This is a genomic window from Salibacterium salarium, assembly GCF_030813635.1.
GTDB lineage: Bacteria > Bacillota > Bacilli > Bacillales > Marinococcaceae > Salibacterium > Salibacterium salarium.
Genome location: NZ_JAUSUM010000001.1, coordinates 666,190 through 680,556, shown reverse-complemented (window position 1 = coordinate 680,556; position 14,367 = coordinate 666,190). Strand labels below are relative to the sequence as shown.

Below are 14,367 nucleotides of genomic sequence, written 5' to 3'. Positions count from 1 at the left end.
CAAACCGGCGAGGCTTTTTCTTTCCTTCTATCCTTTACCACTTGTACCGCGATGGGGGGCAGGAACTTTAACCCATCATACCTCCGCCCATGCCGCCCATGGCAGATTGCATTTGCTGCATTTGAGAATTATTACGTTGAATAGCTGTTTCCATTCTAGTAAATTCAGCATAATATCTTTGTTCCTTATCAGCAAGGCGCTCTTCAAAGGACTCGATACGATCACTGATACGTTCAATTTCTTTCCCCATTGTGTGCGATTGGTCTGTAATACTATTTTCGTTTCCTGCACGTCTTGACATACTGTCGACGGCATCACCAACCGTATCACGCAGACGTCTCGCTATTCCTTGTTCCGCATGTGTTCCTCCATCAGCGTTAAACATTTCATAAACAGCATCAGCATCCTTCTCCAGTGCTTTATCAAGTTTAGCCTCATCTACTTCAATTAATCCTTGTGTTCGCCAATCTCCCGTTTCTAGACCAATATCCGTCATATCCGTCATATCGCTATCCTGATTAGTGCTGTCTACATTTTCGGAAAAATCTTGACGCATCTGCGTTAAAGCGTTGCTGACACTTCTTTCATTTCTTAATGTTCCGCTTCTAGCCATTTCTTCCCACTGCTCTATTTCTTTCTCGCTCATTTCATCTTTTTGTGTATCGGTTAATGGTTCATAATCTCGGTTTCTTGTCTCCATTGTTTTCTCGTTGGCATCAGCAATTAGTTCATTATAGTCGTCGACAAAATTCATAATAGCTTCTTTCGCTGTTGCTTTATCCTGACCTACTTCGATATTTACTGGATTAGCAGACGTACTTTTCAAGTTAATATCTAAACCATTGACTTCAAACGAATTAGACGCTTTTTCCATTGCCATTCCATTTAGTTCAAATTGAGCATTTTGAACATCCTCAGCACCTAGATTTAATGATCCAATGAATCCAGCATTATCCGTTTCGATGCTTATTTCATCTGAACCATCATTTCTAAGTTCTCCTGTTTCTGAACGCATCATTGAAAACTGTCGTGTTTCTTCATCATAAAAAGCATTTAAACCAAGTTCAGAATTATTTACTTTATCAACCACATCTTGCATAGAATCTGAACTATTCATTGTAAATTCCTTCGAACCATCAGCCGTTGAAATTTCAAAAGTAAAATCAGTATTTTCTGCTATATCAAAGTCCCTAATATTATGCAATTCAGCATCACTAGCTAAATCATCAGCAATATCTCCTGTACTACCTTTTGAAGCAGCTGTAGCTAACTGGGAAATATTAGATATAGTATAGGTCCCTTCATTCGCATCACTACTGGCACTTGCTGTTGCGACATCTTCATTATCACTCGTCGCCACACTACCAGTAAATGTGGATTTACTGAAAATAGCGTCTGTTGAACTAGGTCTAAAACTTTGAAATTGTGAATTCATTGAACGCAAATCTTCTCGTTGCCATTCTACCCAAGTTTTATCTTGTTCCATGCGATCTACTTTAATACGTTCCGCATTCATCATTTGCGTTACCATAGAATCAATATCCATGCCTGAAGCTAGCCCGGTCATGCGCATACCACTATCCATATTATCATCCTTTCTCGTTTACCTTTTATTTCCGTATAAGACTTCTATTCTTATATCGTCAATCAGCAAAAAAGATTGATAAGAAAAAGGTACTATCATTTTTTCTTATCAAAAAAAACCCCATCTAATGTCCGTCTTTCATAGGGCATTTCATATTTACGGCCATGTTGTCTTTTTTTTCGGGTATCTGTCATTTGTTTTTTTAAGTCAACGAGTGAACCTTCGAGCCGCTGTTGAATAACTTGATTCATTGTCATCATTTCTTCAAATAATTTTTTTCCGCTTCATTGCGTGGTGGAGTGATTTGTTCAATCAAATCTTTCCTTTGTTCCAGCAATTCTTCTACTTTTTCTAAAAACGATTCGCGTTCATCATCTTTAGGGGGGACATCGGTATAATCATATAAATGTTTCGTCACAACAAAAAGATCCTTTAAGACAGCCATATCATTTGCCCACCTGCACGTATTATTTGTATCACCATCTGTCCCCCTATACTTTCATTACATAATATACATCTGCTTGGACTTAAACTTCTTCGTCTACAATAACACCGCTTATTTTTAATAGCGCAGCTTTCATGTCAAGCAATTTTTCAGGTGGAATTTCTCGGATGACTTCATCTGTATCTCGATTCAACACCTGAACGAAAATCTGATCTAACGTGTCGTGAACATTAAATTTCAACTTATGAAAATCAACATCTAACGCTTTATTCGTTTCTTCTCCCTGTTGTTGTAATGCTTCACGCTTGCCTTGAGCTTCTCGGCCTTTTTCTGTATGCTTTTGAGCAGATTCTGTAACCGTCCGTTCAGAATTATGTGAAGTCTTGGATGTCTGGAATTCCTGAATGGCACCTCGTTGTACAGGCCATTGCCCCTCAGTAGACGTTTGTATCACGTCGAGTCCCTCCCCTTGTATTCCAGCTAATCTCTTCATTATATCGGCAATAGTGAAAAAATGTTAAATAAAAAAAGACCCGGCAAAAACCGAGTCTTTAAGAATAGCATGATTTACAGCTTGGTATCAATATTTCCACCCAAATGAGGTTGTGCCGCACGCTGCGCTTCCCCAGCTTCATTCATCATTTTTGAAACAAAATCACCTTGCTGCTGCGCAACATCCTTCGCTTTACTCATCAATTCCACACTGGCTTCACTCTTCGCTGTATTCGTACTAAGGGCAATCGAAGTCGCACCAACATCCATAAAGTTCACCTCCTGACAATTCTATTATTTATATCGACAATTGTTCTGTCGATTTCAATTTGAAAAATGACGTTGCAGATTCTGATCGTAAAAGTCCGCGTACTCCTGGAATTCTGGTAATACGTATTCTCTTAAAAATCCTATGTATTTAGTTTCAATAATTTTTTTCAAACACGAGGGAGTTTCACATCGAAAAAATCTTCTCTGGGTTTAGACATGCCGAGCAATCGATACATCTCATCAACCTGTTCAGCCGCGGCATATTCAACAAATCTACGATGAACCCATTTTCCACTATTGCCATAATTACTTACGATTTGGTTCTTTTCTTGCATGTTAGTGTAGTCTTTGGAATCACACAATGTATTTAATAACACGCTCGATATCTTATTAGTTTTTGAAAGTAAAAAAGTCCTTTTCAAATCCAGAGAAGTATTAATAGCGTGATTTATGGTCACTTCAGGATGTGGTACTTGAAACCTTTCCGCAATCGCACCCCAAAAGAGGGACTCATCTGTCTTTAAAAGTTCATAAGGAATAATCAGTACATTATTAAAATACCTTTTATAGCAATGTACGATATGTTCAGGATCCAACAAATGCCTAAGAAATCCATATTGATTCTTTATAAACTCCTGAGCACTTCCACTTGATCCTTGTTTAATAGATTGAATATAAATAAATTTTATCCATAAAATCGGATCTCTTATTACCAGTAATACATTTGGCGTTGAGCCGGATAATCTACCAAACTACGACTTGCATAATCGATAAACTGATGCATCCTTTGTTGAAAGGCAGCATCATTTAAATAAGCTGTTGAAAAACCTTCGTTGCTTATAACAAGCTTTTGTCCTTCTTGGTAAGGGATATCTACATTTATAGTATTTAAGCTGGGCTCTTCCTGCAAACTATCCTTTTTCACAGAGTCTCTCAATGTATGAAGAAAAGGAATGTTCCCTTTCCAGGATAAACAGTAAGAATTATCGTTCAACCATATTTTGCATATATGTAGTAGCAGTCTTCATCATACCTATATGGATAAAAGCTATGTCCATTTCATTCCACTCCTGACGTTATTTATACTTCATTTAAAACTTTGGTTACTGCCAGGACTACATCATGAACATCATTATCGGTCATTTTAGGAAATAAAGGCAAAGTAAGCACTTCTTCATACCATTTTTCAGCTATCGGACATTCTCCTTTTTCATAACCAAGCTCTTGATAATATGGATGATAATACACCGGAATATAATGTACATGAACTCCAATATTTTCTGCTCGCAACGCATCAAAAATAAAACGTCTATCTTTTTTAAGGTTATTGAGATTCAACCTTAAAATGTAAAGGTGCCAGCCAGATTTCGTACTCTTTAATTGATATGGAATCTTTACGTTTTTTAGTCTCGAGAAAGCTTCATTATATGCTTGAGCTATCTTTTGTCTACGTTCTATAAAATCCGGCAATTTTTTCAACTGGCTCGTTCCAAGAGCTGCTTGAATATCTGTCATTCGATAATTCATACCAAGGTCTTTCATTTCGTAATACCAAGGCTCTTTAGTTGAAATGTTCTCTTTTGTTATCCCGTGAGATCGAAACAAGCGTAATCGTTCAGCATAAACAGAATTATTCGTGACTATGACCCCTCCTTCCCCGGTTGTGACTGGTTTGACCGGGTGAAAACTAAACATTGTCATATCTGCCTGCGATCCGACAGGTTCATCTTTATAGGAAGCACCAAGAGAATGGGCACCATCGCTTATATAAACAAGGTTATGGTTATCAGCAAGCTCACGGAACCCATCATAATCAGCCGGTTGTCCAGTAAAATCAACAGAAACAATAGCTTTTGTGGATTTCGTTATTTTATGTGACACCTCTGAAACATCTAAATTATAAGTTCTATCATCAATATCAGCAAATATAGGAGTAGCTCCAACATATAATCCAGCATTAGCTGTTGCCGCAAAAGTTATTGGAGTTGTTATAAAGTCATCTCCAGCACTGAGCTCAGCTGCATAAAAGGCAGCATGCAACGCTGCCGTCCCACTAGAGAACGCCACAGCATGAGCGGTTTTCGTAAGATCCGCTATGTGTTCTTCAAATTTAGGAACTTGATTCCCCTGAGTAATCATAGAACTATTTAATATGTTCCAAACCTCGGTTTTATCCTCATCATTTAACCACTGCTTTCCATATGGAAGCAAGTTTTGTCGCACCGGTGTTCCATTATGCAAAGCCAACATAGGGTAACCCCCGTAATAATTTATTAAATTTCTTTGTCACTGAATTCAGCCTATAAATCACCAATTTATTTTACATTTTTTTGTGTTATATGAGCGTTAATATTAGCTACTTCACTATTTTCTATTAAATAATTTACGACATTTTTTGAGGAGACAAATATATCTTGATAAAAATGCTTAGCTAAGTTTGTACATAATACATAATCTTCTTCTGTATCAAGTGTTATTCTTAAACTCGGCTCTTCTAATTCGCTTGGCACTCTATAAAAATCGATATCAAATTCACTAGGATATTCCTTAGAGTAATATGTTACATGTTCCTTTTGGTGTGATTCAGTCCCGTATCGATACATGTATTCCAAACTTTCAAAGGAGAATATTTCAACTGTCAATCCTCTTGGTAGTTCTCCCGTCATTCTCAAAATGTCTGTTTTTTCTATTTTCATCTTGCTAATACACTCATCGGCTAACTCATAATCTACAAAAGGGCAATCAGCTGTCACCCTTACAACGATATCTGCATCAAAATATTTAGCACACTGATAATAGCGGGCAAGAACATCTAACTCTGAACCTCGAAAATACTCTACATTGTTACGACTACACCACTCCACAATTGCATAATCTCTGTCATGAGTAGAAGTTGCAACAACAACCTTAGCAGCATTAGTTATTCTATTGCATCTTTTAACTACATAATCTAAAACTACGCTATCACCTAAGGGTTTTAACACTTTGCCGGGCAAACGAGAAGAACCCATCCTCGCTTGTACGATAATAACTGTGTTCACAGTTCATCTCTCCTTACCGTTTCCTCACTCACAACATAATCCCACGTTAACGGGGTGCCTAAGGTTGCGCTTTTAGTAATCTTCTTCCCTAACAATATATCGTAATATTTAGGAGGAAGTCCTAGTCCAGGACGAATTGATCTCATATTAAATTCCGACAATACATCACCTTTCTTCATGTCTTTTGATATGTATAAAGATCTTCTTCGAGTCTGTGCTTTCTTTTCTTTTGATACAGGACCATATTGTATTTGCCCTAAAGCGCTATTTGCTCGATCCACTTCTTTCACTAATTGTCTCATTTCTTCTGGCTCCATAGAAAAAGCAGCATCCACACCACCATCTTCCCGTGAAATAGTAAAATGCTTTTCAATAACCGATGCCCCTAATGCAACGCTAGCCACCGATACTCCAACACCTAGTGTGTGATCTGACAAACCGACTTTACATTTAAAAAGTTCTTTCATATGCGGTATTGTAATCAAGTTACTATCTTCTGGTGATGCAGGATATGTACTTGTACATTTCAATAATGTTAAATCCTTACATCCCGCTTGACGCACTGTCTCTACCGCTTCTTCTATTTCTGATAATGAAGCCATGCCTGTCGACATAATAACTGGTTTCCCTGTTTCCCCAACTTTTTTTATAAGCGGAATGTCGACAATTTCAAATGAAGCTATTTTGTAAGCCGGGACTTCCAATGATTCTAAAAAATCTACCGCTGATTCATCAAAAGGAGAGCTAAATGCCGTAAGTCCCAATTCCATGCACCTATCAAAAATGGGTTTATGCCATTCCCATGGCGTGTACGCTTCCCCAAATAAATCGTATAAATTTCTTCCATACCAAATACTGTCTTTATTATCAATCATAAATTCACTCTTATTTACATCAAGAGTCATTGTATCTGGAGTGTAAGTTTGAAGCTTAACTGCATCTACTCCAGCATTGGCTGCTTCATCCACTAATTGAAGAGCCCGTTGTAAAGACTGGTTATGGTTTCCTGATAACTCAGCAATTAATTTCATCTGTTCACCTCGCTTGATTTATCCACTACGAAGGAGATTTTATTTTGACTTTCTTTATTGCCCTCTATTACTTGATTTATATTGTCACCTGCTGTAATTACATAAAAAAAACGGTCCGAAGCAGTATTTAAAGGACGAATTTCTAATCCCTCGTTAGGATTCACGAAATAATTAGCTTCTATAACATTTGGAATATTTCTTGCTTCTTCTATCCCTTCTGCCTTCAAAACTTTTCCAGTATCTAAAATCCCTGGTTTTGCTGTTAAAAAATCTATAAATACAGATTTGTAAACTTTGAATTGATTTATCTTTTCTAAATCAATTTCTTCATTTAGGGATAATTTTAGCTGAAGTTCAACCAAATCATACCCAGTTGCAAGTTTAAACACTTCCTTCATTTTTCCACCAGGAATTCTTTCTCCTACTTCAATTACGTATAAACAATTATCTTTTAATAAAATTTGAGGATATACAATACCATTAGAGATATTTAATGACTTTATTATTTTTTCACATAAACTACGTATTTCATGATAAAGAGTATCAGAATAATATTTTGAGGGAAATCTATGGCTTAATGCTACTCCAAATGATTTTGTTGGATGACGTTCTCTATCAGAAATAGTTAGCAACTCTATTCTGTTATTTTGCACAAAAATAACTATGTTCAATTCCTGTCCTTCTAAGTACTCTTCAATCACTACTTCTTTCTTTGAGGAATGTTTAAAGGCTTTTTCCATTGCTATTGACAGTTGACTTGGCTCGTAAACTCTATTTAATCCTATTTGTCCTGCCTTATCAGAAGGTTTTATAACAAGAGGGAAAGTCAATTTATCATAATCAATAGAATCTTGTTCACTAATTAATTGAAAATTGGGTCCTGGCACTTCAGATATTTCAAACATTCTTCTCATCTCATTCTTATTCTGACTGGCTTTTACACTTTCTTCAGACGGACCAGGTAAATTTAGACTCTTTGATATATATAAAACACTTTCCATGGGTGTTTCTGTTATCATGTAAGATACAGCATCAATTTGCTTTTCTGATGCCAACTTTAATAATTCTTCTTTATTTGTAGTACTAATGATATGGCTTTCACTTGCATACTCAAAACCCGGAGCCAGCGGATCAGCATCTGCTACTATTACGTAGTGCCCCATATCAAAGGCTTTAGAAATCATATCAATTTGTTCATATCCGGCTCCTACTATTAATATTTTTTTCATTTTCTACTCCTTTTTTGTATGTCCATAAAACTTATATCACTGTTTAAAGTGTCTGACCTTAACCCCATTCTCAAAGTAACTAAGGGAATTAAGTCGTTAAACGCTATATTCGACAGATTCACTTCATTATTTATTGAAGTTATAAAATAGGTTTGTAAATTCTTATTTGGAGCTTCAAAAATCAAGTTATTTATTTCAATATTTGATTCTATCAACGTTTGAACAGTGTCCTTTTTAACTTCTCCATTATCACTACAAATCCCACTGTTTCCACTTTCTCTAGCTTCAACAATCACTTTAGAAGCCCCCATGTCAAAATCTTGATTAATGTACTCCAACCATTTATTATTCGAAAGAGAATCAGATTTCCATGAGTCTTTATATCCCACTTCACTATAAACTATGAATTCACTGCTGAAATCTTTTATATATTTCCCTTTTTCTTCATTTGATAGGTTTATAGTTCCATTCGAAATTTCAACAATTGGGCATTCATTATCTTCACACAACTTGTGGAAATCGCTAACTTTATCGTCTATTACTGCTTTTTCAAATAGTGTTCCTCCAAAAAAAAATGCAATATTATACTCTATAAGTGTTGAAATTTTAATTTGCAAATCATTAGTTACTACCGCAGTTCCCCAGCCAAACTTCACATTATCAATATAATTATAATGGCTTTCCACATAATCAATAAATAGCCTAGTAGGTAAGCCATTATCTAGTAATATATTCATATTATTATTCATATCAATGTTAACTGTCATATAAATTTATCCTTTCAATAAAAGGAACATTTGCAGAAATATTTACCAACATGACAAATTCTTCACCATTTATTTCATTTGTGCAAATCTCCAAATCTTTGTAGTCAAATTGTTCTTTCGAAGTATCAAGAAATTTTTGCGCTGCATCTGATTTTAAAATCCTTTGCACTACTTGCACAGCATTGATTTTATTTTCATTCATTAACGCAGATTTTATATATTCCGCTACAGCATAGTCCTCATCACTAGAGGGGTGAGAAGCTATAATATTAACTTTAGCATTTTCATTGTAGCTTATTAAGTGATTTTTTATATACTTAATTGTGTTTGAAACATTAGTAAGACCTGTTGTAATAACCTTATCTGCATTTAATGAGTTTAGTGCTGCATTTACTCCATTTGTTGTTTTCTGGACCAGGATTTTATTTTGAAAGTTTTCATTTATAATGGAGGCTGGAGAGTTTCCGTAATCAAAACCTTTTATTCTTATACCTTGTTCTTCGCCTGCAAGAACCAAATTTTTATACTTTTTTCTAATTACAAAACAATCACTTTTATTTGACGACAATATGATTTTTTTTGCGTTTCTCAAGAATGCAATATGAGCAAATGTAAATGCTCTGATTACATCTATAACAACATTTATATCAGATTGCGGCAATTTAAGTTTATTGCCTTGATATATTTTTATATCCATATGTTTATAATCCTCTACACGTTTAAATTCTAACAATGTCTCTGAATTCACGATATTTTATTAGTTTCATTCCATTATCACTCATTAATCTTCTAGCTTCTCTATTTTTGAGTAGTTTTGATGTATAATTACTCAAAATGTAATGTGACATATTTGATATTTCACCTACGTACCATGTGGCATTATATACTTCATCATAAAGAGGTAGGGCTCTTTGGTTGGGTGCTGTTTTAATTGATATACTAGGGACACCCATAAACAATAATTCATTCATAGTAGTACCGCCTGCCGTTATTGCCATATCCGCCCAATTCATTACTACTGACACATCTTTTTGATCTTTAATAATCTCTATTTCGTGGTGACTACACACTGATTTTTGCTTAACAGTATTTAAATGAGGATTATCACTACCTATTAATATTTTGATGTTTAACCGTAATTCTTTAATCACATTCAAAGAATCAACAACTAAGGAAGTTGCATTTTGTGGATCAGCTCCTCCAAATGTCACCATAATGTTTCGGGGATTTTCACTTATTTTTTTCTTTAAATCAGAGTATTTTTTAAATTCTCTTCTTAAAAAAGTATATTCTGGTCCTAACAACAATTGAGTTTTCGGCAACTTGTTGGAATAATCATAATCTAATGCCTTCAAACTTCTGTTTATTACGATATCAGCATAATAGAATGACGAATGAACAAAGTCATCTAACACTATAAATGTAGACTCTAGCTTTGTAAGTTCTTTCTGAAACTCCTCACCAAAGTGATAACCATCTATTATAACAGTATCAGCATTCAATTCTTCAGATAGTAATCTCAAACACTTACCATCTTGAACTGATCCTATCTCGATATCTGACTCTGACATCATATAAACGTTGAAACCTTCTGTTATTAATCTTTTTCTTAATTTTTGAGAAATTACTTTGAAGCAAAAGGTTACTTCCCCTCCGGTGAATATCCAAGATTGTGCAATAGCTATACATCTCATAATATGTCCTGAGCCAATTACTTCAGAAGAATCAGCTCTAATTAATAACCTGTTTTTTTTCAAAATTTTTAACTACCTCTCCCTACATTAATAAAAGAAAAAACCAGTTATATTTCTTCCTATTCCCATTTCAGACAGAGTTTCATATATTTTATTTAAACCATCTGAATCGATAGAATGTAATAAATTTTCAATTTCAACCCTAGTGTGATGGCACTCCTTCCCTACTGTCTCTTCTTCAATATAATTTGTTTTTGAATTGAATAAATTTAAATCTATGGGAAAATCAGATATAATATTTTTTGTTTGAAAGCCATAGTGTTCCATTAAATTTTTTAAACCTTCTTTGTTAAAATAGGATAAATGATCAGGAACTTTTATCCAGTAGGGAGAAGAAATATAGTTGTTTTCTAATAAATGTTCTTGAATTACAGAAAAATCATTTGGTACTTCAATTACAACCACTCCGTTTGGGTTGAGACAATTCTTTAATAAGTAAATTAGATAATCCGGCTTCAAAACATGCTCTAATACATTATCAGCCCACACAATGTCAAATTTCATATTTTCATTATTAAGTTGACTGATGCACTCAAATAAATCACCTTGAATCACTCTGTCAACCAAATGTGGATTATGCCTGTTGATTCCATCAATACTATAATCAATACCGGTTACACTAAAACCTTTATTATTAAAATAATCTAGTGCCCAACCCTCCCCACATCCAATATCTATAAACGATTTATAATTAGTATTATATTTTTTTATAATAGAATGTTTTCTTTCCAATGTATTCTTTTTATTTATAATCTCATTCTTCAAATAGTGTTTTTCGTAGTTAGCTTGATTATTTTGATAGTACATCCTATTATAGTAGTCTTTTAAATAACCTTCAGAGAAAGTTTCTTCTAGTTGATAAAAACCAAATTTATTTTCCGTTACTTTCATGTAATCCCCCCCTTATTAATCGATAATATTTAATAATTCCTGTTTTTCAATCCACTTATTGTTTACGTCACTACTATAATGGAAATTGTCAGGGACACGTTCGCCTTCACTTTCCTCCTTTTTCTTCCACCAAAAATGGTCAGGTTCTATAGCATAATAATCATTGTATTCAAAAGTATTTCTTGCATCATCTTGAGTAATCATTACCTCATGAAGTTTTTCACCCGGACGAATTCCTGTAAACTCCTTCTCACACTCTGGAGCAATAGCTTCAGCTAAGTCCACTATCTTCATGCTAGGTATTTTAGGGATAAATATTTCTCCTCCATGCATCCTTTGTAAGTTATCTAAAACAAACTGTACACCTTGATCCAAAGTGATCCAAAATCTTGTCATTCTTTCATCTGTAATAGGTATGACCCCTGTCTCTCTTCTTTTTTTGAAAAAGGGGATAACACTTCCTCTACTACCAACAACATTTCCATATCTTACTACTGAGAACCTAGTGTCCTTTTCCCCTACATATGAATTAGCCGCTACAAATAACTTATCAGAACATAACTTCGTTGCACCGTATAAATTAATTGGATTTGCTGCTTTATCCGTACTTAAGGCTATTATTCGCTGGACTCCTTTATCAATCGCCGCATCAATTATGTTTTGAGCTCCAATAATGTTTGTTTGCACCGCTTCAAAAGGATTGTACTCACATGCTGGCACATGCTTTAACGCCGCAGCGTGTACCACTACATCTACGCCATCAAACGCTCTATATAATCGATTCCGATCTCTTACATCACCTATAAAAAAACGTACTCTTTCATCTCTAAATTCCTGTGCCATTTCATATTGTTTAAGTTCGTCTCTACTTAGTATAATAATCTTTTTCACTTGTTCTTCTAAAATTTTTTCAATGAATTTTTTACCAAATGACCCTGTTCCACCAGTTATTAATACAGTTTTATTTTTTAAATCCATAAAATTATTACACCTGCTTTGTTTCTTGTTGTATTTGGTCTTCCATTTCATCAATATAAGGAGACAAAATTTCGTCTGTCTCCAAACACCTTTCAATAAAAGGTTTGATTGTGTCAGTTAACGCATCTGCTTTTTTTTGATAATCTTGTTCTTCTGTCAATTTGTATTCATTTCTTAAAACATTTTGAAACTCTACTCTTAAATAGGGCTTAATAAAGTAAAGATAATAATCATTTTGTTGAAGCTTTTTCATGTATTTATCGAATTTCCCAAAACCTTTGTACATCTTTTGATAAAGTCGATGTTCTTTATTAGTAGAAATTTGAGTAATTGTTTTAATAATCTCTAGTAAAAGGGAATAACATTCTTCTTTCTTGCGCAGTAGTCTTCTTCTTTTATCTTCCACTAATTCAATGCTATATTTGTTCTCATAGTCAGGTATGTCAATCCACTCTTTGTCTACTACAGGTTCTTTTAGCCCATTTGTCATAACACTGTTCAAATCTTGAAAAACAGTGTAACTAATATTTGCTCCACCCTTGGTAGTATTTATAACTGTTCTACCTTGTTCCTGAAAGTGAAACAACATTTGTTCTATAGCATGTCGCATACGATCAAAGGAATCGTTTGTTTGAATCATTTCTCCTTCTACACTTTCTACTAGAATTTCATCCCGTTTATCACGTTCTTGTACTTCGCTCCCTCTTTTCTCATACTTAACACCACTAGAATAGAATTCATTATTTCTAAAAGCCAAGTTTTGTCCTACAAGAATCACAGGATCACACTGAAGATAGTACAAAACTTGAAGTGTAATAAGAGCAATAGTAGGAGAATCATTTACTATACCATACTCTTTTGTTTGATTTTTCATAAAGTAAGCTGATACAGTATCGGCACTTGTTATCATGTGTAATTTTTGACCTGGAAACTTTTGAACTGTTTCATGGCCAACACTAGACCCAAAAATCAAGGGTACTTCCTTTATGTTTTCAGTAATAATTTCTTCGTAAACCTTGTGATTATGTGCTTGGGGGTCATAGCTTAAGACAGCGTCCGGTAAAATGTTATGTTTAATCAAAGTTCGATTGGCTGACCCTACAGCAAAGATGTAAGCTGTTTCATCTTTTTTTATTTTTATTAATTGATCTAATTCATCATTCAATGAAGGTCCAGCCGCAACTAAAATTACTGGTTTATCTTTAAACTTTTGTTTATATTTATTTGTTAAAATATTCGGGGTTTTCAGGAGTTCACAATAGTTTTTTATACTATTTATAAGCCATCTATTTTCAAATTTTTTATTTGTAATAAATTCATTCTTAACATTTCTCAATGCCTTTTTAAAAGACTGAGAGAATAATTCAACAGATTCTGGTAGTGCTTGTTTATACGAAGGTAAGATAATTAGCAAAGTTTTTTTACTTGATTCTTTTAAAAATCTATTCAACCATAATTGTAGTGAATTATTGTCTGTATCAATAACTAATCTGTCTAAAGATAAATAGGTTAAAGACCTTGCTTCCATATGAGAAATAAAGACTTTCATGTCAGGCTCATAAGTCGAGTAAGACAGCGAAGGGTGCTCTTTCAAAAACTTTTCGACGTGATACCCTAAACCAAGTCCGTAAAAAAAGATTTGATCATATTCTTTAATTTGATCAGCAAATTCATTATAAAGAGCTTCGGCCTCTCTTATTGGATCATATTTACTATGTATTAATAGATTTTTATCACCAGCAGGAACTTTGATAGTCTTATAACCATTTTTTGTTTCGATACTCTTATAAGGTTCTAGACCGTTTTCTACTGCAGTTATGTATTTTTTATATAAGATTTCGTTTTGCCTTTTTAACAACTCTTCATTATTCATATATCAGCACC

General features: G+C 34.3%; 17 protein-coding genes. All 17 read right to left on the bottom strand.

Annotation, left to right across the window (positions count from 1 at the left end; genetic code table 11):
• Positions 1–67: 67 nt before the first annotated feature.
• Positions 68–1,585 (bottom strand): flagellar filament capping protein FliD, encoded by a 1,518-nt coding sequence (gene fliD, locus J2S78_RS03205; RefSeq protein WP_306896199.1) that lies wholly within the window; start codon positions 1,583–1,585, stop codon positions 68–70.
• A gap of 95 nt (positions 1,586–1,680) precedes the next feature.
• Positions 1,681–1,836, bottom strand: coding sequence for a hypothetical protein (locus J2S78_RS03200; protein ID WP_306896197.1), 156 nt, complete (start codon positions 1,834–1,836; stop codon positions 1,681–1,683).
• Between the two features lie 5 nt (positions 1,837–1,841).
• On the bottom strand, positions 1,842–2,030 hold the full coding sequence (locus tag J2S78_RS03195; protein ID WP_306896195.1) for a hypothetical protein: 189 nt from the start codon (positions 2,028–2,030) through the stop codon (positions 1,842–1,844).
• Between the two features lie 82 nt (positions 2,031–2,112).
• Complete coding sequence (locus J2S78_RS03190; RefSeq protein WP_306896193.1) at positions 2,113–2,484, bottom strand: flagellar protein FlaG; 372 nt, start codon at positions 2,482–2,484, stop codon at positions 2,113–2,115.
• A 113-nt stretch (positions 2,485–2,597) separates the two neighbouring features.
• On the bottom strand, positions 2,598–2,792 hold the full coding sequence (locus J2S78_RS03185) for a YjfB family protein (protein ID WP_306896191.1): 195 nt from the start codon (positions 2,790–2,792) through the stop codon (positions 2,598–2,600).
• A 167-nt stretch (positions 2,793–2,959) separates the two neighbouring features.
• The gene (locus tag J2S78_RS03180; protein WP_306896189.1) at positions 2,960–3,391 is read right to left on the bottom strand and encodes a hypothetical protein; all 432 of its coding nucleotides are present in this window, start codon (positions 3,389–3,391) and stop codon (positions 2,960–2,962) included.
• Positions 3,392–3,501: 110 nt separating this feature from the next.
• Positions 3,502–3,717, bottom strand: coding sequence for a hypothetical protein (locus J2S78_RS03175; RefSeq protein WP_306896186.1), 216 nt, complete (start codon positions 3,715–3,717; stop codon positions 3,502–3,504).
• A gap of 155 nt (positions 3,718–3,872) precedes the next feature.
• Positions 3,873–5,042, bottom strand: coding sequence for a UDP-4-amino-4,6-dideoxy-N-acetyl-beta-L-altrosamine transaminase (pseC, locus tag J2S78_RS03170; protein ID WP_306896184.1), 1,170 nt, complete (start codon positions 5,040–5,042; stop codon positions 3,873–3,875).
• A 65-nt stretch (positions 5,043–5,107) separates the two neighbouring features.
• Entirely contained in the window at positions 5,108–5,833 is a 726-nt protein-coding gene (locus J2S78_RS03165; protein WP_306896182.1) for a cytidylyltransferase domain-containing protein, read from the bottom strand.
• Complete coding sequence (gene pseI / locus J2S78_RS03160) at positions 5,830–6,864, bottom strand: pseudaminic acid synthase (RefSeq protein WP_306896180.1); 1,035 nt, start codon at positions 6,862–6,864, stop codon at positions 5,830–5,832. Before pseI ends, J2S78_RS03165 begins: the two co-directional genes overlap by 4 nt.
• Positions 6,861–8,093, bottom strand: coding sequence for an ATP-grasp domain-containing protein (locus J2S78_RS03155; RefSeq protein WP_306896178.1), 1,233 nt, complete (start codon positions 8,091–8,093; stop codon positions 6,861–6,863). The genes pseI and J2S78_RS03155 overlap by 4 nt, the downstream gene beginning before the upstream one ends.
• A complete protein-coding gene (locus J2S78_RS03150) occupies positions 8,090–8,860 on the bottom strand; it encodes a phosphosulfolactate synthase (RefSeq protein WP_306896176.1) in 771 nt (256 codons plus the stop codon). Before J2S78_RS03150 ends, J2S78_RS03155 begins: the two co-directional genes overlap by 4 nt.
• A complete protein-coding gene (locus J2S78_RS03145) occupies positions 8,850–9,557 on the bottom strand; it encodes a 2-phosphosulfolactate phosphatase (RefSeq protein ID WP_306896174.1) in 708 nt (235 codons plus the stop codon). Before J2S78_RS03145 ends, J2S78_RS03150 begins: the two co-directional genes overlap by 11 nt.
• 22 nt (positions 9,558–9,579) lie before the next feature.
• Positions 9,580–10,617, bottom strand: a complete 1,038-nt coding sequence (pseG, locus tag J2S78_RS03140; protein WP_306896172.1) for a UDP-2,4-diacetamido-2,4,6-trideoxy-beta-L-altropyranose hydrolase — start codon at positions 10,615–10,617, stop codon at positions 9,580–9,582.
• 24 nt (positions 10,618–10,641) lie between these two features.
• On the bottom strand, positions 10,642–11,505 hold the full coding sequence (locus J2S78_RS03135) for a class I SAM-dependent methyltransferase (RefSeq protein WP_306896170.1): 864 nt from the start codon (positions 11,503–11,505) through the stop codon (positions 10,642–10,644).
• Between the two features lie 15 nt (positions 11,506–11,520).
• A complete protein-coding gene (pseB, locus tag J2S78_RS03130; RefSeq protein WP_306896168.1) occupies positions 11,521–12,483 on the bottom strand; it encodes a UDP-N-acetylglucosamine 4,6-dehydratase (inverting) in 963 nt (320 codons plus the stop codon).
• A gap of 7 nt (positions 12,484–12,490) precedes the next feature.
• Entirely contained in the window at positions 12,491–14,356 is a 1,866-nt protein-coding gene (locus J2S78_RS03125; protein WP_306896166.1) for a motility associated factor glycosyltransferase family protein, read from the bottom strand.
• Positions 14,357–14,367: the final 11 nt, after the last annotated feature.

Excerpts from the sequence above, each read along its gene's own strand:
- J2S78_RS03125 (WP_306896166.1), bottom strand. The coding sequence starts at position 14,356 with ATGAATAATGAAGAGTTGTTAAAAAGGCAAAACGAAATCTTATATAAA.
- J2S78_RS03195 (WP_306896195.1), bottom strand. The coding sequence starts at position 2,030 with ATGGCTGTCTTAAAGGATCTTTTTGTTGTGACGAAACATTTATATGAT.
- pseB (WP_306896168.1), bottom strand. The coding sequence starts at position 12,483 with ATGGATTTAAAAAATAAAACTGTATTAATAACTGGTGGAACAGGGTCA.
- pseI (WP_306896180.1), bottom strand. The coding sequence starts at position 6,864 with ATGAAATTAATTGCTGAGTTATCAGGAAACCATAACCAGTCTTTACAA.
- J2S78_RS03150 (WP_306896176.1), bottom strand. The coding sequence starts at position 8,860 with ATGACAGTTAACATTGATATGAATAATAATATGAATATATTACTAGAT.
- pseC (WP_306896184.1), bottom strand. The coding sequence starts at position 5,042 with ATGTTGGCTTTGCATAATGGAACACCGGTGCGACAAAACTTGCTTCCA.
- J2S78_RS03200 (WP_306896197.1), bottom strand. The coding sequence starts at position 1,836 with ATGAATCAAGTTATTCAACAGCGGCTCGAAGGTTCACTCGTTGACTTA.
- J2S78_RS03185 (WP_306896191.1), bottom strand. The coding sequence starts at position 2,792 with ATGGATGTTGGTGCGACTTCGATTGCCCTTAGTACGAATACAGCGAAG.
- J2S78_RS03155 (WP_306896178.1), bottom strand. The coding sequence starts at position 8,093 with ATGAAAAAAATATTAATAGTAGGAGCCGGATATGAACAAATTGATATG.
- J2S78_RS03135 (WP_306896170.1), bottom strand. The coding sequence starts at position 11,505 with ATGAAAGTAACGGAAAATAAATTTGGTTTTTATCAACTAGAAGAAACT.
- fliD (WP_306896199.1), bottom strand. The coding sequence starts at position 1,585 with ATGGATAGTGGTATGCGCATGACCGGGCTAGCTTCAGGCATGGATATT.
- J2S78_RS03145 (WP_306896174.1), bottom strand. The coding sequence starts at position 9,557 with ATGGATATAAAAATATATCAAGGCAATAAACTTAAATTGCCGCAATCT.